This window comes from Microbacterium sp. bgisy203, assembly GCF_057706945.1.
In genome coordinates, this window is record NZ_JBYIPF010000002.1 from 204,225 (window position 1) to 226,550 (window position 22,326).

The 22,326-nt window shown below is 71.4% G+C and carries 17 protein-coding genes; 16 read left to right on the top strand and 1 reads right to left on the bottom strand.

Annotated elements, in window-relative coordinates:
- Window positions 1-24: 24 nt before the first annotated feature.
- The gene (sucD, locus tag AC3ENQ_RS04335; RefSeq protein WP_431802048.1) at window positions 25-927 is read left to right on the top strand and encodes a succinate--CoA ligase subunit alpha; all 903 of its coding nucleotides are present in this window, start codon (window positions 25-27) and stop codon (window positions 925-927) included.
- 237 nt (window positions 928-1,164) lie between these two features.
- On the opposite strand, the gene AC3ENQ_RS04340 is transcribed toward sucD, so the two are convergent.
- The gene (locus tag AC3ENQ_RS04340; protein WP_431802050.1) at window positions 1,165-2,631 is read right to left on the bottom strand and encodes an NCS2 family permease; all 1,467 of its coding nucleotides are present in this window, start codon (window positions 2,629-2,631) and stop codon (window positions 1,165-1,167) included.
- Window positions 2,632-2,731: 100 nt separating this feature from the next.
- Between AC3ENQ_RS04340 and AC3ENQ_RS04345 the strand changes: the two genes are divergently transcribed.
- The 15 genes from AC3ENQ_RS04345 to AC3ENQ_RS04415 all read left to right on the top strand — a co-directional run bounded on the left by AC3ENQ_RS04345 (window position 2,732) and on the right by AC3ENQ_RS04415 (window position 22,243).
- Window positions 2,732-4,216: a cell division protein PerM gene (locus tag AC3ENQ_RS04345; protein ID WP_431802052.1), complete on the top strand. Its 1,485-nt coding sequence runs from the start codon at window positions 2,732-2,734 to the stop codon at window positions 4,214-4,216.
- Window positions 4,217-4,225: 9 nt separating this feature from the next.
- Window positions 4,226-4,822: a phosphoribosylglycinamide formyltransferase gene (purN, locus tag AC3ENQ_RS04350; RefSeq protein WP_431802053.1), complete on the top strand. Its 597-nt coding sequence runs from the start codon at window positions 4,226-4,228 to the stop codon at window positions 4,820-4,822.
- Between the two features lie 55 nt (window positions 4,823-4,877).
- Window positions 4,878-6,485 carry a bifunctional phosphoribosylaminoimidazolecarboxamide formyltransferase/IMP cyclohydrolase gene (gene purH, locus AC3ENQ_RS04355; protein WP_431802055.1) on the top strand — a complete coding sequence of 536 codons (1,608 nt, stop codon included), beginning with the start codon at window positions 4,878-4,880 and terminating at the stop codon, window positions 6,483-6,485.
- 202 nt (window positions 6,486-6,687) lie between these two features.
- The gene (locus tag AC3ENQ_RS04360; RefSeq protein ID WP_431802057.1) at window positions 6,688-7,005 is read left to right on the top strand and encodes a hypothetical protein; all 318 of its coding nucleotides are present in this window, start codon (window positions 6,688-6,690) and stop codon (window positions 7,003-7,005) included.
- A 602-nt stretch (window positions 7,006-7,607) separates the two neighbouring features.
- Window positions 7,608-8,483, top strand: a complete 876-nt coding sequence (locus AC3ENQ_RS04365) for a hypothetical protein (RefSeq protein ID WP_431802058.1) — start codon at window positions 7,608-7,610, stop codon at window positions 8,481-8,483.
- 36 nt (window positions 8,484-8,519) lie between these two features.
- On the top strand, window positions 8,520-9,803 hold the full coding sequence (locus AC3ENQ_RS04370; protein WP_431802060.1) for an RDD family protein: 1,284 nt from the start codon (window positions 8,520-8,522) through the stop codon (window positions 9,801-9,803).
- A 55-nt stretch (window positions 9,804-9,858) separates the two neighbouring features.
- On the top strand, window positions 9,859-14,448 hold the full coding sequence (locus AC3ENQ_RS04375; protein ID WP_431802062.1) for a type VII secretion EssC family protein: 4,590 nt from the start codon (window positions 9,859-9,861) through the stop codon (window positions 14,446-14,448).
- A 251-nt stretch (window positions 14,449-14,699) separates the two neighbouring features.
- Entirely contained in the window at window positions 14,700-14,990 is a 291-nt protein-coding gene (locus tag AC3ENQ_RS04380) for a WXG100 family type VII secretion target (protein ID WP_231370862.1), read from the top strand.
- 126 nt (window positions 14,991-15,116) lie between these two features.
- Window positions 15,117-15,341, top strand: coding sequence for a hypothetical protein (locus AC3ENQ_RS04385; protein WP_431802064.1), 225 nt, complete (start codon window positions 15,117-15,119; stop codon window positions 15,339-15,341).
- A 2-nt stretch (window positions 15,342-15,343) separates the two neighbouring features.
- The gene (locus AC3ENQ_RS04390) at window positions 15,344-17,098 is read left to right on the top strand and encodes a periplasmic substrate-binding domain-containing protein (RefSeq protein WP_431802066.1); all 1,755 of its coding nucleotides are present in this window, start codon (window positions 15,344-15,346) and stop codon (window positions 17,096-17,098) included.
- Between the two features lie 137 nt (window positions 17,099-17,235).
- The gene (locus AC3ENQ_RS04395) at window positions 17,236-17,550 is read left to right on the top strand and encodes a hypothetical protein (protein ID WP_431802068.1); all 315 of its coding nucleotides are present in this window, start codon (window positions 17,236-17,238) and stop codon (window positions 17,548-17,550) included.
- A complete protein-coding gene (locus AC3ENQ_RS04400; RefSeq protein ID WP_431802070.1) occupies window positions 17,547-19,217 on the top strand; it encodes an alpha/beta hydrolase in 1,671 nt (556 codons plus the stop codon). The genes AC3ENQ_RS04395 and AC3ENQ_RS04400 overlap by 4 nt, the downstream gene beginning before the upstream one ends.
- Before the next feature lie 104 nt (window positions 19,218-19,321).
- On the top strand, window positions 19,322-19,879 hold the full coding sequence (locus AC3ENQ_RS04405) for a hypothetical protein (protein ID WP_431802072.1): 558 nt from the start codon (window positions 19,322-19,324) through the stop codon (window positions 19,877-19,879).
- Between the two features lie 121 nt (window positions 19,880-20,000).
- The gene (locus AC3ENQ_RS04410; RefSeq protein WP_431802074.1) at window positions 20,001-21,683 is read left to right on the top strand and encodes an AlkA N-terminal domain-containing protein; all 1,683 of its coding nucleotides are present in this window, start codon (window positions 20,001-20,003) and stop codon (window positions 21,681-21,683) included.
- Window positions 21,680-22,243: a methylated-DNA--[protein]-cysteine S-methyltransferase gene (locus AC3ENQ_RS04415; protein WP_431802075.1), complete on the top strand. Its 564-nt coding sequence runs from the start codon at window positions 21,680-21,682 to the stop codon at window positions 22,241-22,243. Before AC3ENQ_RS04410 ends, AC3ENQ_RS04415 begins: the two co-directional genes overlap by 4 nt.
- Window positions 22,244-22,326 lie beyond the last annotated feature (83 nt).

Genomic DNA, 22,326 nt, shown 5'->3' on the forward strand with positions numbered 1-22,326 from the left:
TCGACGAGAACAGGACTGAGAAGAATGTCTATCTACCTCAACAAGGACTCCAAGGTCATCGTCCAGGGCATCACCGGCGGCGAGGGCACGAAGCACACCGCCCTCATGCTGAAGGCGGGCACGAACGTCGTCGGCGGCGTCAACGCGCGCAAGGCCGGCACGACCGTGTCGCACGTGGATGCCGACGGCAACCCGATCGAGCTGCCCGTCTTCGGCTCGGTGGCCGAGGCCATCGAGGCGACCGGCGCGGACGTGTCGATCGCGTTCGTTCCGCCCGCGTTCACGAAGGACGCGATGGTCGAGGCCATCGACACCGAGATCCCCCTCCTCGTCGTGATCACCGAGGGCGTGCCCGTCGGCGACACCGCCGAGGCCTGGGCGTACGCGACCTCGAAGGGCAACAAGACCCGCATCATCGGGCCGAACTGCCCCGGAATCATCACGCCCGGCGAGGCGCTCGTGGGCATCACGCCGGCGAACATCACGGGCAAGGGGCCGATCGGCCTCGTCTCGAAGTCGGGCACGCTGACCTACCAGATGATGTTCGAGCTGCGCGACCTCGGCTTCTCGACCGCCATCGGCATCGGCGGCGACCCCATCATCGGCACGACCCACATCGACGCGCTCGAAGCGTTCGAGGCCGACCCCGAGACGAAGGCGATCGTCATGATCGGCGAAATCGGCGGCGACGCCGAAGAGCGCGCGGCCGACTACATCAAGGCGAACGTGACGAAGCCGGTCGTCGGCTACGTCGCCGGCTTCACCGCCCCCGAAGGCAAGACGATGGGCCACGCCGGCGCCATCGTCTCGGGCTCGGCGGGCACCGCGCAGGCCAAGAAGGAGGCCCTCGAGGCCGCCGGCGTCAAGGTCGGCAAGACGCCGTCCGAGACCGCGGCCCTCATGCGCGAGATCATCGCGGCGCTCTGACGCCGTCGCGCCGGCTCTGACACGCCGAGCGAGAGTCGAGGGGGCGGATGCCGAGGCATCCGCCCCCTCTTTCGCGCCCGCGCGCTGCGCCCTCTCTGCCCCGCGCTGACGCCCCGCCCCCGCTCGCCAATCACCGTCCCTTGCGCGAATCACCGTCGAATACGCGCGAATCGGGTGGTGATTCGCGAATCGGGCGGTGATTCGCGAGCGAGCGAGCGAGCGGCGGAGAGGGCGGCGTCAGGCGCCCAGCGCCGCCTCGATCGGGCCGCGGGCGAAGTAGATCACGAAGCCGCCCGCGACGATCCACAGCAGGGGACTGATCGACTTGGCGCGGCCGGAGAAGGCGTTCAGCAGTACCCAGCTGATGAAACCCGCGCCGATACCGTTGGCGATCGAGTACGTCATCGGCATGACGGTGACGGTGAGGAACACCGGCAGCAGCACGCGGAAGTCCTTCAGATCGATGTTGTTGATCTGCGCCATCATCATCGCTCCCACGATCACGAGCGCCGCCGCGGCGACCTCGGTGGGAACGATCGAGGTCAGCGGCGTGAAGAACATCGCCAGCAGGAACACGAGTCCGGTGACGACATTCGCAAGACCCGTGCGCGCACCCTCGCCGATGCCGGTCCCCGACTCGATGAACACCGTGTTCGACGAGGACGAGGAGAGGCCGCCCGCGATCGCGCCCACGCCCTCGACGACGAGCGCCGACTTGATGCGCGGGAAGTCGCCCTTCTCGTCCGCGAGTCCCGCCTCCTTGGCAAGCCCGGTCATCGTGCCCATCGCGTCGAAGAAGTTCGAGAAGACGAGGGTGAAGACGAGCATCACGAGAGTGACGAGGCCCACGCGCTCGAGGTCGAACGAGAAGTCGACGGCTCCGAGGAGACTGAGGTCCGGGATGCTCACGGGCGACCCGGTGAGCGCGGGGATCGTGAGACCCCAGCCTCCGGGGTTGTCGACCGCCGAACCCAGGTGCCAGATCGCCTCGGCGATGACGGCGAGCACCGTCCCCGTGACGAGGCCGATGAGCATGCCGCCCTTGACCTTCCGGGCGACGAGGATGCCGGTGACGAACAGCGTCACGAGGAAGAGCAGCGTCGGGACGGTCGCGACCGAACCGCCGATGCCCAGCCCGACCGGCGGCGAGTTCTCGCCCGTCGTCGTCACGAAGCCCGAGTTCACGAATCCGATGAACGCGATGAACAGGCCGATGCCGACGGTGATCGCGAGCTTCAGCTGCACCGGCACGGCGTCGAAGATCATCTTCCGCAGGCCCGTCGCGGCCAGGAGCACGATGATGACGCCGTTGATGACGACGAGGGCCATCGCCTCGGGCCAGGTGACCTCGCCGATGACGCTGAAGGCGAGGAACGCGTTGATGCCGAGGCCCGCGGCGAACCCGAACGGCAGGCGCGTGATGAGGCCGAACAGGATCGTCATGACACCGGCGGTGAGGGCGGTGACCGCGCCGACGGCGCCGAACGACAACGCGTTGCCGGCGACGTCCTCCTTGCCCGACAGGATGATCGGGTTGAGGACGACGATGTAGGCCATCGTCACGAACGTGACGAGGCCGCCGCGCACTTCGGCGCCGACGGTCGACCCGCGCTTGCTGATCTCGAAGAACTCGAAGAAGCGGTCGAGTGCTCCCGAGGGAGACGAATCGCTGGGGCGGGTTGCCGTGCGGCGGGGTGCTGACATGAAATCCTCCAGGAAGACGGTAGTCGATGGCGAGGCCGCTCCGTCTCGTGCCGCGCGCCCGCACGCCCCGAGCGTCGGCGCTGGGTAGGGTCGAAGCCGCATGAATCGCCTTCTCGTCGCCCTCCTCGCCGCTTTCGACGCCCTGATCGCGGCGGCCGTCGGCGTGGCCGCGGTGCTCGCCCCCCTCACCGTCTTCTGGGTGGTCGGCCTCGGCGGTGCGGACTGGGGGACGCTCTGGCCGACGTCGGTGCGCATCTGGCAGCTCGGAAACCTCGTGCCGCTCCAGATCACGCTGCCGCCCGAGTATCTGACGGCGACAGGCATCCCCACGGATGCCGGTCAGTTCTGGCTCTCCCTCGCACCCCTCGCCTTCGCGGGCGGAGTCGCGATCTTCGCGGCGCGATCGGGGGCGCGTGCGGCGCGGGCCGGGGCATGGATCCTGGGGGTCGCGTCGGGCACCCTCGTCACGGCGGTCATCGCCTGGCTCCTGTGGCGCTCGTCGGCGAACCCCGTCGCGGCGGTCTACGGCTGGCAGGCGCTGCTGCTGCCGACGGCGGTGTTCGCGCTCCCCGCACTCGGGGGAGCGGTCGTCGGGGCGTGGCGCCACGGCGACGACGGTCCGGTCGATGCGCTGCGCCTGCGCCTCACGCGTGACACGGACTGGGCGTCCGTCCCCGAGGCGGCCGCCCGCGGCCTCGGCGTCGCGGTGGCGGGATTCGTCGGCGTCGGAGCTCTCCTCGTCGCCATCGCGACGCTCGCCCGCGGCGGCCAGGTCGTCGCCCTGTTCGAGTCGGCGCATGTCGACGCGCTGGGCGCCACGATGGTCGAGCTCGGTCAGCTCGCCTATCTTCCGACGCTCGTCGTCTGGGGCGGGGCCTTCGCCGCCGGCCCCGGATTCGCCCTCGGGACGGGGACCACGGTCTCGCCGGTGGGCACCGACATCGGTGTGCTCCCCGGCATCCCGCTGCTCGGCATCATCCCCGAGACGGTGTCGTCGTGGATGCTCCTGTCGGTGCTCCTGATCGTCGCGGTCGGCTTCATCGCGGGCGCGACGGCGCGTGTTCGGCAGGGGGCGGATGCCGGGACCCCGGCGCCGCGACTGGCCGTGCTCGGGATCATCGTCATCGGTGGCGGTGCGGGAGCGGCGCTTCTCGCGGCTCTCGCGTCGGGGTCGATCGGTCCCGGGCGACTCGCCGAGGTCGGCCCGGCGCCCGGCGCCGTGGCGCTCGCCGTCGGCGTGGAACTCGCCGTCGGCGCCGCGATCGCCCTTTTCAGCCCCGTGCACCGCTCCCACCCGTACGCAGCCGCGCACCCCGACGCGTACGCCGACCCGCGAGACGGCACTTTCCTGCCGACACGCGACGTGTCGCGTGTCGTCTCGGGGGAAACGTTCCGTCTCGCGGACCTCGACGCGGGGGAAAGCGCAGCGGATGCCGAGGAGACGCAGCCCCTCGATGTCGGCGCCGCCGCCCGCGAGCCCGGCGAGGCCCACGAACCCGCCCCCGACGCCGCCGCGAAACCCGACGCCGATCGCCCCGACGAGGGCGCCGCACCCGCGCCCTCGGGCGACGAGACGCCTCGGTAGACTGGGCGCGTGCTCACGGTCGCCGTCCTCATCTCGGGCACGGGCTCGAACCTGCGTGCGCTGCTCGAGGCCGCTGCCTCGCCCGACTTCCCGGCGCGCGTCGTCGTCGTCGGGGCCGATCGCGAGGCCGACGGGTTCGTGCACGCGGAGGACTTCGGCATCCCCACCGTGCTCGTCCCTTTCCGCGAGTTCGAAACGCGTGAGCAGTGGGGCGACGAACTGCGCCGCCAGATCGACGTGTGGACGCCGGACCTCGTCGTCCTGAGCGGTCTCATGCGGTTGCTCCCGCAGGGTGTGGTGGATGCCTGGGCCCCCGCCCTCATCAACACCCATCCGGCGTACCTTCCCGAATTCCCGGGCGCGCACGGCGTCCGCGACGCGCTCGCTGCCGGCGTCGCTGAGACGGGCGCGAGCGTCATCGTCGTCGACGGCGGCGTCGACTCGGGCCCGATCCTCGCGCAGGAGCGCGTGGCGGTCCTCCCCGGCGACACCGAGGCGACGCTCCACGAGCGCATCAAGCCGGTCGAGCGGCGGCTTCTGATCGACGTCGTCCGCGGCATCGCGACCGGCGAGATCGACCTCGACGCCGTCGCCGCCACCCCCTAAACCTGCCCTTTCCCGACACCAGCCCGACACCAGACCCGACACCAGGAGTTCCCGCATGGCCGGTCCGTCCATCGATCCCGCCCTCTACCGTCACCGCGACCTCGTGCCGATCCGGCGCGCGCTCATCTCGGTGAGCGACAAGACCGACCTGCTGCCGCTCGCGCAGGCGCTCGCCGGTGCGGGCGTCGAGCTCGTGTCGACCGGCGGGTCGGCGGCGCTGCTGCGCGACGCGGGTCTCGAGGTGAAGGACGTCGCCGAGATCACCGGCTTCCCCGAATCGCTCGGCGGGCGCGTGAAGACCCTGCACCCGAGCGTGCACGCGGGCCTGCTCGCCGACCTGCGCCTCGAAGACCACGAGACGCAGCTGGCGGAGCTCGGCATCCTGCCCTTCGAGCTCGTCGTCGTGAACCTCTACCCCTTCGTCGAGACGGTGTCCTCCGGCGCGTCGGGCGACGCTGTCGTCGAGCAGATCGACATCGGCGGCCCCGCGATGGTGCGCGCGTCGGCGAAGAACTTCGCGAACGTCGCGATCGCCGTCTCGCCCGAGTCCTACCCCGCGATCATCGAGGCGCTGGGCGAGGGTGGCACGACGCTCGCGCACCGCCGCGACCTCGCCGCGCGCGCCTTCGCGCACACCGCCGCGTACGACCGTGCCGTCGCGACGTGGTTCGCCGAAGAGAGCCTGGCCGACCCGGACGACCTGCCGCTTCATCTCACGATCAAGGCCGAGCGCCTCGCGACGCTCCGCTACGGCGAGAACTCGCACCAGCGCGCCGCGATCTACACGCGCGTGGGTGGCCACGGCATCGCGCAGGCGACGCAGCTGCAGGGCAAGGAGATGAGCTACAACAACTACGTCGACGCCGACGCGGCCCTCCGTGCCGCGTTCGACATGGTCAAGCCCGCCGTCGCGATCATCAAGCACGCGAACCCGTGCGGCATCGCCGTCGCTGCCCCCACCGCCCTCGACCCGATCGCGTCGGCCCACCTGCGCGCCCACGAGTGCGACCCGGTCTCCGCCTTCGGCGGCGTGATCGCCGCGAACCGCACGGTCACCCTCAAGATGGCCGAGAACCTCCGCGACATCTTCACCGAGGTCATCGTCGCGCCGGGCTTCGAGCCCGAGGCTCTGGAGGTCTTCCGGCTGAAGAAGAACCTGCGCATCCTGCAGCTGCCCGAGGACTGGCAGCAGGAGCAGCTCGACGTGCGCCTCGTCTCGGGAGGCCTCCTGCTGCAGGATGCCGACCGCTTCCCCGCAGAGGTCGAGTCGCTCGTCGACGGCTGGCAGCTCGTCACGGGCGAGATGCCGGATGCCTCCGAGAAGGGCAACCTCGCCTTCGCGTGGAAGGCCTGCCGCGCCGTCAAGTCGAACGCGATCGTCCTCGCGACCGACTCCGCGACGGTCGGCATCGGCATGGGCCAGGTCAACCGGGTCGACTCCTGCCGCCTCGCGGTCGAGCGCGCCGGTGATCGTGCCGCCGGGTCGGTCGCCGCGTCGGACGCGTTCTTCCCGTTCGCCGACGGCCCCCAGGTGCTGATCGACGCCGGCATCCGCACCATTATCCAGCCGGGAGGATCGGTGCGTGACCAGGAGGTCATCGACGCCGCGAACGCCGCGGGCGTCACGATGTTCTTCACCGGCGAGCGCCACTTCTTCCACTGATCGCGCTTCGCGCGCCGCTCCGCGCCCCGGCGTGGCGTCCTGCTCGCGAATCACCACCGGATCCGCGAGTCACCGCCCGGTTCGCGCGCATCGAGCGGTGATTCGCGCAGGGGGCGGTGATTCGCGAACTCCGCGGTGACCTGTGGATCGTCGCGACGCAGAGGCTGATGGTCGTCTAGGGTCGCCGGGGGAGGTTGCTCGCGTGGGGATGATGCTGCCGAATGAGCTGATCTGGGTGATGGAGAAGCTCGGGTTCGAATGGCCGGATATCGATGAGGATGAGCTGCGCCGCGGTGCGCGCATCATCGCGACCTTCAGTGGCGAGCTCGACGGGCTGCGTATTCCGACGGGCAATGAAGCGGGCGCGAACGATCACTGGATCCCTGGTGGGTACCTTCCCACCGGCATCCGTGAGGCGGTGATCGATGTGCCGTCGACTGCCACAGGCGTCGGGGGCAATCTCGACGGCGACTATAACCCAGGGATGTGGCCCGGGACAGCACAATCGGTCGAGCTGTGATAGGGCCTGCCGAGCGCTCTGCAACCCACCTCGCTGCGCACGGGGGCCGTTGTCTCGTTCGACGGTGACACACTCGTGACGACAGGGGCGGCGATCGTCGAGGCGATCGAGCGCAAGTTCCGCGAAGGAGGACACGGTACCCCGAGGTGAGCGGACGTCTGATCGATGGGGTGCCGCTACTGGTTCGCGACCAGGTGTGGATCGGGCGAGTGATCTCGCGCAGGGCGTGGGGGCCGAGTGTTCCTACGGACACGGACAGCCGATCGGTCTCGACCTGGTTCAGGACCGCCCATATAGTCGCGAACTCGCAGCCACTGACGCTCGTTCGGCGTTGTGGTGGGAGATTTGCGGTCGCGCGTTGGTTGTCGTGAGGTACCGCGATGTGGGTGAACTACCTTCCGAACGGGCAGCGATACAGGTCGTGCCGACGGGGTGGGTATCGATGCGGCGTCCGACGCCTGCGAAAAAGGTTCCGCGACTCGACCTCGCGTGGTCGTGGTCCGACGTGGTCGCGCTCGCCGGTCCCGTCGTCATCCCGTAGCCTTGCTCCTGACTCACCGGCCCTGCCTGCGCCGGCCGGAACTTCACGGGAGACAGTGACGATGACGCAGACGCCTGAGGACCTCGCCGAGACCCTCACGCCGCACGTGTACGGCGCGACCGGGTTGGGGGTGCTCGCCCTCACCGCTCCCGGTGACGCGCACCCGCGCGTCGAGTACGCCGGCGGCGACCTGTTCGTCGGGCTCGACGACTCCGCGACGGGGCGTGCGGTCACGGAAGGCGACGCGAAGGCGTGGTCGCGACCGTTCCGCGAGGTCGCCGCCGACGCGATCCGCCGGGCGGGTGCCCTTCCGGCTGTGGCGGGCGGCGCGCTCGCGATCGACGACGAGACCGTCGCGGCCTCCGTGCTCATTTACCCGTCCCGGCTGAGCGAGGTCGACCTCGCCGGGCCGCCGGTGCTGTTCGCGCTCGCGCGGGATGCCGTGTTCGTGATCGGCGCCGACGACGAGGATGCCGTCGCGCACGTCCTCGACCGGGCCGAGGCCCTCTACGAGGGCGGGGGGCCGCTCATCAGCGCGCACCCGCTGGTGCTCACCCCCGAAGGATGGGCGCCGTTCGCCTGGCGCGAGGCCCTCCCGGAGCTCGCCCCGCGGTTCGAGCGCGTACTTCGCCTTTACAACGTGCGTGCCTACGAGGCGCAGGCGCCCGCGCTGCAGCGCCCCGACCTGCACGTCGCCGACCCGAAGATCCAGATGACGGACGCCGGGGTGACGGTGACGATCGCGGCGTGGCCGAAGGGCACCGCGACGCTCCTGCCCGTCGTCGACAACGTCATCGTCGCCGACCCCGCCGGCACCCTGAGCGTCGCGACGTTCGATCAGTTCCTCGACGCGGGCGGCGACGCGATCGTCCGCACCGGGCTCTCGCCGCTGCGCTACTTCGTGCCCGGCGCAGCGCCCCGCGGCGCCCAGGCGTGATCGGGGCGATGGTCGCGGCATGATCTGGGAAGTCGCATGATCTGGGAAGTCGATGAGAAGACCGACGCGCTCGAAGGCGTCGACGCGCAGGGCAGGCCCGATCCTGCCTACGCGGCGGGGCTGGGCCTCGTGCGCGCCCCGTTCGGACGCCGCTCTCTCGCCTTCGTCTGCGACCTCGCGATCTGGGCCGTCCTGCAGGTGCCGCTGTGGGTGGGCGCGGGGCCGCTGCTGGCCAAGCTCGCCGACGGGTCGATCTCCCTCTACGGACTCGTGAACCACCCCCGGTTCGTGCTCGCGGTCGTGCTGTCGGCGATCTCGGTCGCGCTCCTGCTCGTGTACGCGATCGCCCAGTGGATCCTCCACGGCAGGAAGGGCCTCACGATCGGGAAGGCGTTGACCGGCATCCGAACGATTAACGCGCGCTCGCTCGAGCGGCCGGGCGTCTGGTGGGTGCTCTGGCGGTTCGTGATCGTCGGGGCCTCCGGCATCCTGCCGGTCGCGGGGCCGGCTCTCGTGCTCTCGTCGTCGACGTTCGATCTCGAGCGGCGGGGCCGCGGCTGGCACGATCACGCGGCGCGCACCTGGCTCGTCGACATCCGCTCGGGTCTGAACCCCTACGACGAGAAGCGCATGCGCATCGCGCGCAAGACCGTGAAGGCCGAGCCCGTGCCGGAGCGGTCGTCGCTCCCGTCGCTCGCGACGGCAGCGGATGCCGACGGCTCCCTCCAGTACCGCCCCGGGACCCGCATCAGCGCGGGTGTCCTCGGTGTGGCGCGCCCCCAGGAGCCGCGCACGGCGCCCTCGGCGCCTGCAGGTCCGGCGCCCGCGGCTCCCGGGCCCGACCGCGCCTCGCTCGCCACTCCCGCGGGCGGGCAGCCCGAGCCGATGGCGCCTGCTCCCGCGCCGGTCGCTGCACCATCCGCGCCTGTCCCCGCGTCCGTCCCGGCGGTGCCCGCGCCGGAGGGGCCTCCCGCACCCGCCGCCTCCGCCGAGGCACCCGTCTTCGCGCTGCGTCTCGACTCGGGAGAGACGCTCGCCGTCGTCGAGGCGCTGCTGCTGGGGCGCGATCCCGATGCCGCGCGGGTTCCGGGCACACGCGCCGTCGCGGTGCCCGACACGACCCGTTCGCTGTCGAAGACGCACTTCTCGGTGCGCCCGGCCTCGGGCGGGATCGAGGTCGTCGACCGGCACTCCACGAACGGCAGCGTGCTCGTCCGGGCAGGGGCCGAGTACCCGCTCCCCGCCGACACGCCCGTCATCGCCGCCCCGGGCGACCGAATCCTCCTCGGAGACCGCTGGATGGACGTGGTGCCGGCGTGAGCGCGGTGCGCGCGATGTCGGAGACGATGCGCAGAATGGATGCCGGAGGACTGCCGTGCGACTGAAACTCACCCTGCACCGACACGAAGGCGACCCCGTCGACATCGTCGTGACGACCGATTCGACGGCGACCGCGGGCGATGTCGCGCGCCGTATCGCCGAGTCGGACCCCACGCGGACGATCGTGTCGGCGGAAGGCATCCCGCTCACCCTCGCGGTCGCGCCGCCGACGGGCGCGCGCATGGTGACGCTCCATCCCGACATCGCGATCGGTGAGGCCCCGATCGGATCGGGTTTCGCGGTATCGGTCGTCGATGACGGGGCCCGCTACCTCGACGCCGATCCGCGCGAGGTCGTCGGTGTGCTGCGCGCGACGGCGGGCCCGCTGGCCGGCGCCGAGTTCCCGCTCACCGTCGGCCACATGTCGGTGGGGCGGGATGCCGGCAACGACATCGTCCTCACCGATCCGATGGTCTCCAAGCGGCACGCGCGCCTCGAGATCGGGGCGTACGTCGAGGTCGTCGACCTCAACTCCGCCAACGGCGTGCTCGTCGACGGCGTGCAGATGCAGCGCGTGCGCATCGAGGAGGGCGCGCCGTTCGTCATCGGCGGCACGACCCTGGTCGTCTTCCTGACGCGGTCGTGGGACGGCACGGCCACGGAAGACCCGGTCATCGAGCGCGGCGGCGGACTGATGTTCAACCGCAGCCCGCGCGTCGAGGTGCGCTACCCGGGTACGGCGTTCAAGGCTCCGCGCCTTCCCACCGAGAAGGTCGGCAAGGTGTTCCCCTGGCCGATCCTCATCGCTCCGATCCTCATGGGGGCGGCGCTGTTCGCGCTCAACGGCAACCCCCGCTCACTCCTGCTGATCGTCATGACGCCGCTCATGGCCGCCTTCAACCTCGTCAACCAGTCGCTGCAGAGCAAGAAGAGCACGAACCACGAGTTCCTCCTCTTCGAGAGGCAGTTCGAGCAGCTCGAAGAAGACCTCTACCGCGGCAAACCCGAAGAGGAGCAGGCGCGCGGCGCCGAAGCGCCGGCCGTCGCGGAGGTGTTCGACGAGGCGATGCGCCTCGGCCCGATGCTGTGGACGCGCCGTCCCGAGCATTGGAACTTCCTCGGCCTCCGGCTCGGCACGTGCCGTCTACCCGCACGCAACACGATCGCCGACGCCGAGAGCCCCGACGGTCTGCCGGAGTACATCGAACGCGTCGACCGCCTGCGCGAACGGTACGCGTTCGTCGACGACGTTCCGGTGTTCGACACACTGTCGGCCGCCGGGTCGATCGGCATCTCGGGCCCGCGCGCCGTCGCCGCGGACGCGATGCGCGGCGTCGCGGTGCAGCTGTTCGGCCTCCATGCGCCGAACGACGTCGTGGCGGTCGCGTTCACCGACGCGTCGTGGACGTCGGAGCTCGACTGGCTGAAATGGATGCCGCACACCTCCAGCGAACGGAGCCCGTTCCGCGGTCTCGCCCTCGCCGACTCGGCGCCCACGAGCGCCGCACTGCTGAACGCTCTCGAGGAGTACGTCGCCCGAGGCGGCGGCGGGGGCGAACCTCGCGGGCCGTTCAAGGACGACTGGAACCCGCTGCTGTACGGCACGGACGTCGCGCGCGCGTCGGATGACCGGGGGAAGACCCCGCCCGTTTCGGTGGTCGTCTTCGTGACGGGCGACGCACCCGTCGACCGCGGACGCCTCACCGACGTCCTCGAGCGCGGCGCCGACCACGGCGTGCACGCCGTCTTCGTCTCGCCCACCGTCGAGTCGCTGCCGGCCGTCTGCCGGAGCTACATCGCGCTCGACGCCGACCTCGCCGACGCGCGCGTCGGTCTCGTCCGCAGCGGTGAGCTGTTCGAGCACGTCCACGTGGAAGGCGTCTCGAATGCCTACATGCAGATGTTCGCGCGCCGCCTCTCGCCGGTCGTCGACGCGAGCACCGTCGTCCACGACGCCTCCGACATCCCCGCCTCGGTCGGATTCCTCCAGCTCGTCGACCCGGCGATCGCCGAGGACCCCGGCGTCGTCATCGAACGGTGGCGACAGAACAACACGATCGTCGACCGGTCGCAGGCGCCCCGCCCGCGGCTGAAGAAGGCCGGAACCCTCCGCGCCATCATCGGCCAGGGCGCGAGCGACGCGATGGCGCTCGACCTGCGCACCCACGGGCCGCACGCCCTCGTCGGCGGCACGACCGGTGCGGGCAAGTCGGAGTTCCTGCAGACGTGGGTGCTCGGCATGGCCGCGGCGCACAGCCCCGACCGCGTCACGTTCCTCTTCGTCGACTACAAGGGCGGCTCGGCCTTCGCCGACTGCGTCGACCTGCCGCACTGCGTCGGCCTCGTCACCGACCTGAGCCCGCACCTCGTGCGGCGTGCGCTCACGAGCCTGCGCGCCGAGCTGCAGCACCGAGAGCACCTGCTCAACCGCAAGAAGGCCAAGGACCTCCTCGAGCTCGAGAAGCGTCAGGACCCCGAATGCCCGCCCTCGCTCGTCCTCGTGATCGACGAGTTCGCGGCTCTCGCGTCGGAGATGCCCGAGTTCGTCGACGGCGTCGTCGACATCGCCCAGCGCGGGCGCTCCCTCGGCATCCACCTCATCATGGCGACCCAGCGCCCGGCGGGCGTCATCAAGGACAACCTGCGCGCCAACACGAACCTGCGCATCGCCCTGCGCATGGCCGACGAGTCCGACTCGCGCGACGTCGTCGACGACGAGATCGCGGCGAGCTTCCCGCCGAACGTGCCGGGCCGCGCGATCGCCAAGACCGGGCCTGGCCGCCTCGTGCCCTTCCAGTCGGCCTACTCGGGCGGCTGGACCACGCAGGACGACGAGCCCGTCGCCGAGGTGCGCATCGCCGAGCTGCGCTTCGGCGCCGCCGCCGAATGGGAGTCGGACCGTCCCGCCGACTCCGACGCGCACGCCGAGGACCTCGGCCCGAACGACCAGAAGCGGATCGTCTCGACGCTCGTGCGCGCGAGCGACCAGGCGCGTCTGCCGCGCCCGCGGCGCCCGTGGCTCGACGAGCTGTCGCCTCTCATCGACCTCGCCGACCTGCCCAACGAGGGCGACACGCGCATCCCGATGGCGCTCATCGACGTGCCCGAGTCGCAGCAGCAGGAAGCGGCGGTGTTCGTCCCCGACCGCGACGGCTCGCTCGTCATCTACGGCACCTCGGGCTCGGGCAAGTCGACGATGCTCAAGACCATCGGCACGGCCGCGGGCATGCGTCCCGACCTCGGCCGTGTGAACGTCTACTGCCTCGACTTCGCGACGGGCGCCCTCGGCGCGCTCTCCGTACTCCCGCACGTCGGGTCGGTCGTCGACGGCGGCGACGTCGAACGCATCCAGCGGCTGCTGCGCACCCTCGACGCGGAGATGGACCGTCGCGCGGCGGCGTTCTCGGCTGCGAGCGCCGCGTCGATCCAGGAATACCGCGAGATCGCCGACCCTCATCTGCCGCGCATCATCGTCCTGATCGACAACTACCCCGAGTTCAAGAAGGACTGGGAGGTCGCGCCCGGCCGCGGGCCGTTCTACCGCACGTTCATGCGGATCCTCGGCGAGGGTCGCACCCTCGGCATCCACACCGTCCTCACCGCCGACCGCGGCAACGCCGTGCCGAGCGCGGTCGCCGCCAACATCTCGCGCAAGGTCGTGCTCCGCATGGGTGACCCGTCGCAGTACATGCTGCTCGGCGTGCCGCGTGACGTGCTCGACGAGCAGTCGGCCCCGGGCCGCGCCGTCGTCGACGGGCACGAGGCACAGATCGCGGTGCTCGGCGGCACGTCGAACGTCGTCGACCAGACCAAGGCGCTCGGCGACCTTGCCGATCGCCTGCGGCGCGAAGGCGTGCGGGACCTCCCCGAGATCGGTGCGCTGCCGACGACGGTCACCGCCCGGGAGATGCCCGCGAGCGTCGAGGGGATGCCCGTCTTCGGCGTCTCCGACGACACTCTCGCGCCGCACGGATTCGAACCCGTCGGGTCGTTCGTGATCTCGGGTCCCGCGGCATCCGGCCGCACCAATGCCCTCAAGGCGCTCGTCTCGTCCGTCGAGCGGTTCGATCCCGACGTGCGGCTGTACCACTTCGGCAGTCGGCGCTCGGAGCTCAAGGACTTCCGCCCGTGGGTGCGTAGCGCCACCAAACCCGACGACGAGAAGGAGCTTGCGACCGAGCTCGCCGAGCTCGTCGTGAGTGAACAGTACGGCGGGCGCATCATGATCGTCGTCGAAGACATGACGCACCTCTCCGACGGCCCCGCCGACCGCCCCATGCGCTCACTCCTGCAGGCGATGAACGACAGCGAGCACATCCTCGTCGGCGAGGCCGAGATCTCGCGGGCCAGCGGCAGCATCGGCGTGCTGGGCGAGTGGAAGGCGGGTAGGCAGGGCATCGTGCTCAAGCCCGACACCTACGACGGCGAGGCGGTGTTCAAGACGCCCTTCGGCCGCGTCAAGCGCTCCGATTTCCCCGTCGGCCGCGGCATCTTCGTGCAGGGCGGCCGGATGGTCACGATGCAGGTGCCCCTCGTCACCGACGATGCGCCCGTCGGAGCAGCGGCGTCCGCGTCTTCCGCCGGGGCGTCGACGCGCGCCGCAGCGCGGGCCGCGACGGCTGCGGCCGACGTTCCCGTGCCGTAGTCGACGGGGCCGATGCTGACCAACCCGGTCACGCCGCCGGGGAAACGGCGCGAGGTGGAGCGAGGAGACGACGACCGCGTGTCACCCGGTGACGCGCTGCGGGAGGTGGATCTCGACTGAGTGGATCGCGCCCCCGATCTGTGGATGAGCGAACCTGTGGATAGCTGGTGTCGAAGTGGCCCGGAATTGGTTAGCCTCGGTGACGGTGGGTTGTTCGGCCCGCCGCAGACGACACGCTGGGAGGCGGGTTCATGGCACACGATTTCGGTGCAACGTACAGCGAGATGGAGAGCGCGGCACAGCGGCTGCGCGACGGTCGTCAGACCGTCACCGACACGCTGAAGGAGCTGCAGGGCATCATCGATGACCTCGTGCAGGACGGCTTCAAGACCGAGAACGCTTCGGAGGCCTACTCCACGGCGTACTCGGAGCTCACCACGTCGCTGGACGACGCGGCCGAGGCCGTCAACGACATGGCGCAGGCCCTCGACCGTATGGCGGACCGCATCCGCGACACCGACGCGGAGCTCGCCGGCGGCTGAACCGGCTCGACCGGCTCTCCACAGCGGGCCGCGCGGTGGTCTCACGACCGCCCGCGGCCCGCTGTGCGTGTCGGAGATGTACCCCGCTGGTGACCTAGGATCGGGGAGACGAACGGAGTGAAGGCAATGGCACCCTCGCAGACCTATTGGTACAACCTCACGTCGCAGACCGTCGTACGCGACGACGAGCGTCCCTCGGAGGACTGCATCGGACCGTTCGCGACGGCGCAGGAGGCCGAGGAGTCTCCCGCCGTCCTCGTCGAGTACGCCCGGGCGTGGCTCGACAGCGAAGAGAGCGAGCCCTACCGGGCGATGGCGGCAGAGGCCGACGACGCGGCCGACTACAGCTGACGATGAGGGCACCGGGCCGCCTTGCCGCGGCATCCGTCGCTCTCGCGATCGCGGCGACGCTCGGCGCCTGCGCCCCGGCACTGCCCGACACCGTCGACGCCGGAACAGAGGTCGTCGTCGGGTGGGCGGCGGAGCTCACCTCCCTCAACCCCGTCGCCGCCCCCACGCCCGGAAACCTCGACATCGCCGCCGTGACGCGTGACGGCTTCGGCGACATCGTCGACGGAGAGTTCGTCGCCGACCCGGCGTTCGGCAAGGTCTCGATGATCGACGGCGGTGCGTTCACCGTGCGGTACGACCTCGCCGAACCGGCCTGGTCGGACGGCATCCCGCTCGACGGCGCCGACCTGATGCTCGGCTGGGCCGCCGCGGCCGGGCTCTTGGACGACTCCGCGAGCGGCGAGCCCGCGCCCCCCGGCACCGAGCCCCCTCTGGCCACACCCACCCCGAAGCTCGACGAGTTCGCCCGCGCGATCGAGGTGGCCTTCCCGGCGCCGACGATCTCATGGCAGAGCGCGGTGCGTGCGGACGTCCCCGCGCACGTCGTCGGACGCATCGCCTTCGGGATCGACGACCCGATGGAGGCGAAGCAGGCCGTGATCGGCGCCATCCAGGAGCGCGACGAGCGCGCCCTCGGCGAGATCGCCGAGGCGTGGCGCGATGGCTTCGCCCTCGACGAGGATTTCGCGCTGAGCGAGGGCGAGGCGTCGCCCGAGACGTTCGTCTCGAGCGGTCCGTACCGCGTCGCGGCCGTCGCGCGCGCGGCCGACGGGCAGAGCGTGACCCTCGTGCCGAACGGCGCCTACCGCGGCGCGCCCTCGCCGCAGGTCGCCCGTGTCGAACTCGTCCCCCCGGGCGACGCGCCCCTCGGCGAGATCGGCGAACGCCTCGACATCGCGACCGTCGCACCCGTGGTCGAGAATCGCGCTCCGGTGCGCGAGCTCGAGCGTCGCGACACGGGCGTGCAGACCACCCACGACGGCACCGTGTGGACCGTGCTGCTGCGTCCCGCCGGCGTGTTCGGCGGTGCGCCGGCGCGCTCGGCGTTCCTGCGGAGCATTCCGGCATCCGACCTCATCGATCGGGGCGCCGGGGAGTGGTCCTCGGCCTACACGAAGACCACCGCGCTGACCGCCGCGCCCGGGTCGCGCGCCTTCGACATCGTCAGCGAGGATTCCGGCTTCGCGTCGACCCTCGGCGCGGCCGCCGACGACGGAGCCCTCGAGCGCGAGGCGGCGGGGGTCGCCGCGGGGACGGCCGTGTGCGTGCTCTACGACCGCACCAGCGCCTTCGCCGCCGGAGCCTTCAGCGCCCTTCGAGACGCCGTCGGCGAAGAGGGCTGGTCGGCCACCGACTGCGGGAGCGACGACCTGAACGGCGCGCTGGCGGGCGGGGCGTGGGATGCCGTCATCACCCGGGTCGAGGTCCCCGACTCGGTCGCCGGACTGAAGGCGCTGTGGGGGATCGGCACCACGTCGGCGGTGACGGCGCAGGTCGTCGGCCCGCTCGCCGCCGGCCAGGAGGCCATCGACCGCGACGCGCTCCTTGCCGAGCTCGATCGCACGGTCGATGTCTATCAGGCGCGGGAGCTGCGTGCGCAGATCGAGGCGACGCTCGTGCGCTCCGCGATCGCGAAGCCGCTCGCCGCGAACCCGCGTGTCACCGTCGTCGATAAGGACGTGACGGGCGTCACGGTGCGAAACGGCCCCCGCGCGCCGTTGCTGTCGGGCGCGGCGCAGTGGAAGGTCGAGCCCTGAGTCGCGTGCCGCGCGCTGCGCGGCCCGATCGGGAGTTTTCCACATCCTCACTCTCAGACCCTCCCTGCCTTCAGCAGGGGCGTTAGCCTCGAGAAGACCGCGGTCCACGCGCGAGCGCGGGGGAGAGGAACCGGACGATGAGCGACGTCGACATCGACCGCGCCGCACTCCAGGGCGCAGCGCTGACGGTCAGCACCGCGACGATGAGCTACCACGGCAGTGCGGTGTCGGCATGGGTCGCCGAGACCGGCGTCGGCAACCCCTGCGGACGCACGTCGCTGCGCGTCATGCTCGAAAACGCGATCGGCGCGATCCGTATGGACGCGCGCACACACGCCGTGTCGGCTCTCGAGGTTCAGCAGCGCCTCGTCGACATCGTGCAGGCGTTCGACGATCTCGATGTCGCCCTCGGCGCAGGCTGGGACCGCGCGGGATGGGATCGCTCGCCGTGACCCTGATCTCGCCGACCCGAGGACTGTCGCTGGTTCGCATCGAATACGACGACGGCGACCTCGGGCGCGTGCACGACAGGCTCGGCCAGATGGCCGAGTACGGCACTCAGCTCTCCGAGGTGCTCGCCAACATCCACGCCGGGCTGGAAGGCCGTGGCGAGTCGATCCGCGCGGTCAAGGGAGACGCGGGGGAGCTGGAGGCCGGCATCCGCCGTGCGATCGCCGCAGCCGAAGCCGTCGCCGACGTGGTCCGCGCGTACCACGACACGGCGACGACGCACGCGCGGGCGGCGAATGCCCTGGTCGACGACATCCAAACCGCCGACCTTCGCACGACCGCGACGCGGGCCGACCGCGACCGGATCGACGAGATCCTCTCTCAGGTGCAGCCCGAAGAACGATCGCTGGCGGCGGTCTACGAAGACCTGCGCGACGAGTACGACCGGGAGCTGGCCGAATCGAGCGACGCCCTCGCCGCGCTGTGGGAGCAATGGGAGGCGGCGTACAGCCGGTGGGATGCCGGCTACGACGAGGCCGTCGCGGCCCTCGCGCACGTCGACGGGTCGGCGGTCACCCCCGCCGCTCGGCGTGCCATCGACGCCCTCGCGCAGGCGGATACACCCGAGCAGGTTGCGGCAGCGTGGGCGTCGCTCACCGAGGCCGAGCGGGCGGCCCTCGTCGCCGAGCGCCCGAGCTTCGTCGGCAATCTCGACGGCATCCCGTACGACGTCCGCTTCGCGGCCAATCGCGATGTCTACACGCAGACGGTCGCCGCCGGCCCCTACGGCGAGCCGCTCGACGCGCAGCTAGAACAGCTGGGACGGGAAATCGATCGGCACGGCGGCGAGCTGCTGTTCTTTCGGCCGTTCGAGCAGCCGCAGGCGACGGCGGCGGTCGCGTACGGCGTCGCGCGGGATGCGTACGGCGTCGCCTCGGACCCGTTCGACGGAGTGACGAACGTGAACACCCTCGTCGGTGGGATGTTCTCCGGTCTCGACGATCTCAGCGCATGGGGCGAGAGCGCCCGCGACCTCAACGATTACGCCAACGCCTACGGCGACCCCGGCACGTCGTCGATGACGATCGCCTGGTACGGCTACGACTCGCCGTCGATCGGGACCGAGCCGTTCATGGGAAGTGCGCACGAGGGAGCGGCTCGGCTGACGGAGACCCTGCGGGGTCTGCACGCCGTGAGCACCGGGAATCTCACGACGACGGTGATCGGACACTCCTACGGCAGCACGACGGCCTTTCTCGCGGTCGGGTCGGCAGGCTCCTCTCTCGGGGTCGATCGACTGATCGCGGTCGGGTCGGCGGGCATCACCACGGAGGTGGACGGCCAACAGCTGGACTTCTCCGGCACCGATGTCTTCACCTCACGCGCGACGTGGGACGTCGTCGCCCGCGTCGGACAGTGGACGTCGATCGGCCACGCCAGCGATCCGGCGGATATTCCGGGAGCAGTCACCTTCGAGAGCGACGGCGGCCGGGCACCGTCGCTGGGCGGGGGGACGGAAGAGGTCGCCGGGACGCCCGGCCACGCGGCACACGACGGCGGCAACAGCTTCTTCGGCTGGTGGGAGAAGGGCAACGGCTACCTCTCGGTCGGCTCCGAGTCCTTCCGGAACATCGCCTCCATCGTGGCGACCGGCGAGGCGCTGCGATGAGCGTGGGGCGGGCGAAGCGGACACCCCGTGCGCGACGATGGGTGCTGATGGCAGGGGCGGTGGTCGGAATGACCATCGCGATGACAGGATGCGAAGGGCAGACGGTGGCACCGACAGGCGATGAACTCTATGCGCAGGCGCGGGAGCTCTACTTCTCCTACCGGGAGGTGACCAACGGCGTGCTCGAGCGCATCGACCCCGGGCCGTGGGAGGTCGGCAGCTCGTACGGGATGGAGCCCTCCGCGGCGGGGTGCGGTGACGGGTGGAAGTTCGCGCTCTCCCGGTCGACGACGGTGGACCCCGCCGACCAGCCCGCGATGCGGGAGGCGGTGACGGACTACCTGACCTCGGCGGGCTACGACGTGGAGGGCCAGGATGTCGGTGCCGACGGCGCGGTAGCCCGCGAAGTCGTCGTGGAGAAGCAGGACCCCTTCTCGTCGCTGCGTGTGACATTCGCGACGAGCGGTAACGTCCTCGTCACCGCGACGACGCGCTGCATGCCCGGCGACATCGGAGAGCTCGACGAGCGGCTGTTCGGTGACGCCGTCCTCGCGGAAGGCTACCTCCCGCGGACGGAGTCGCCGTCCGACCCGCTCTTCTTCGGCATCACGCCGGGCGAGCCGGGCTTCCTGCCGACGCCGACGCCGACGCCGACGCCGTAGCCGTCGTCGCAGCCTACGCCGTCGTCACTGCGCGGGCGGCGTCGGCATCGGTTCCGAGTCGCGCCGCCGTCGCGTCCGATTCCCGCGAGCGACAGTGCCCGGAGCATGTCAGGCTGGAGGCATGACCACGGCATCCCTGACCTTCGACCAGCGTTACCGTGCGATCGATGCGCGCGACGCGCGCTTCGACGGGCAGTTCGTCACCGCGGTGCGCTCGACGGGCATCTACTGCCGGCCCAGCTGCCCGGCCCGGACGCCCAAGCCCGCGAACGTCACGTTCTACCCGACGAGCGCGGCGGCGCACGAAGCCGGCTACCGCGCCTGCAAACGCTGCCTCCCCGAAGCGGCGCCCGGCTCGCCGGAATGGAACCTCCGCGGCGATGTCGCGGGCCGCGCGATGCGCCTCATCGCCGACGGTGTCATCGAGCGCGAGGGCGTGCCGGGGCTCGCGGCCCGCCTCGGATACTCGTCGCGACACCTCACGCGCCTGCTGACGGCGGAGCTCGGGGCGGGTCCTCTCGCCCTCGCCCGCGCGCAGCGCGCCCACACGGCGCGGATGCTCCTCGTCTCCACCGACTTACCGGCATCCGACGTCGCCTTCTCCGCCGGCTTCGCGAGCGTGCGGCAGTTCAACGAGACCGTGCGCGAGGTGTTCGGGATGCCTCCGCTCGCCCTCCGCGCGCGGCGGCCCGGCGGGGGAGTCCGGAACGGCCGTGTCTCCGCGCCGGCTGCCGCCCGTACCGACGACGCGCCCGCCGCGGCGACCGGGGCGATCGACCTCGTGCTCCCGGTGCGCGAGCCGTTCGACAGCGCGGGCCTGTTCGCCTGGATGCAGGCGCGCGCGGTGCGCGGCGCCGAGGTCGCCACCCCGACCTCCTTCGCCCGTACGCTACGTCTGCCAGGTGGGCCGGCCTGGTTCGAGCTCAGCGTCGCAGGCCCCGGTCGTGTGCGCCTGCGCGCCCGGCTCACTCACCTCCGCGACCTGCCGGTGCTCGTCGCCCGCGCGCGAAGGCTCTTCGACCTCGACGCAGACCCGCTCGCCGTCGACGCGGCCCTCGCCGCGCACCCCGAACTCGCTCCGCTCGTCGCGCGCGTTCCCGGCATCCGGGTTCCCGGAACGGCCGATCCGCACGAGATGCTCATCCGCGCGATGGTCGGGCAGCAGATCACTGTCACCGCCGCGACGACCGCGCTGTCGACGCTCACCGACGCGCTCGGCGAGCGGGTCGAGGGCTTGGGTGACGGGCACGACCGGCTCTTCCCGACGATGGCCGCGATCGCCGAGCGCGGACACGAGGTCCTGCGCGGGCCGGCGGCTCGCATCCGCGCGATCACCGGGGCTGCCGCCGCGCTCGCGGACGGGTCGCTCGTCCTCACGAGCGGCGACGATGCGGCCACCCAGCGCGCGGCGCTGCTCGCGATGCCGGGGATCGGCCCCTGGACGGCCGACTACGTCGGCATGCGCGTGCTCGGAAGCCCCGACATCACCCTCCCCGGCGACGTGGCCGTGCGCGCGGGCGCGGCGGCGTCCGGCATCCCGTCCGACGCGCGCGGCTACGAGGCGTGGGCCGCACGCACCGCGCCGTGGCGCACCTACCTGACGGCGCATCTGTGGCGGGCGGTGCCGCCGCGCCGTCCCGCCGCCGGCGCCGTGGCGGGCTCCGGGGCGAGCTCGGTGCCGGAACGCATCGGGTCGAGTCGTATGGCCGAAGGTACCTGCGCGGTCTCATGCGCCACTCCCGATCACCTTCGCACCACGGACCATACGACTCAGCCACACCCCGCCCCGAAGGAGCTCCGATGACCGCCACGATCCAGACCCTCGACACGCCCGACGGACCCTTCACCCTGCTCGTCGACGACGCGCAGCGCGTCCTCGCGAGCGGCTGGACCGCCGACCCCGCCGCGATCCTCGGGCGTCTCCGCACCCCGCCCGCCGCGGTCGTCGACGGCGAGACGGATGCCGCAGCCGCCGTCGCCGCGTACTACGCGGGCGATCTCGGCGCGATCGACGAGGTCGAGGTCCACCAGAGCGGCACCGAGCTGCAGCACGCCGGGTGGGCGGCGCTCCGCCGCATCGCGCCCGGCCGGCCGCTTACCTACGCCGAGTTCGCCGTCGCTCTCGGCAGCCCGCAGGCCGTGCGCGCTGCGGCATCCGTCTGCGCCCGCAACGCCGCGGCCCTGTTCGTCCCCTGCCACCGCGTCCTACGGACGGGCGGAGCACTCGGCGGCTTCGCGTGGGGCGTCGAGGTGAAGCAGGCGCTGCTCGATCGCGAGCGCGAGCGCGCGAGCGGCGGCGAGAGCGAGAGCGCGGGCGAGCGCGAGCGCGCCGACGCCCGCACAGGAGCCACACTTGGTTTCTGATCCTCCGTTGAGCTTGCGTTCAGGCAATCCTCAGGGATACTCTGGAGGGCTGTCGCCCGCGACCCGGTCGGCAGTCCCCGCCA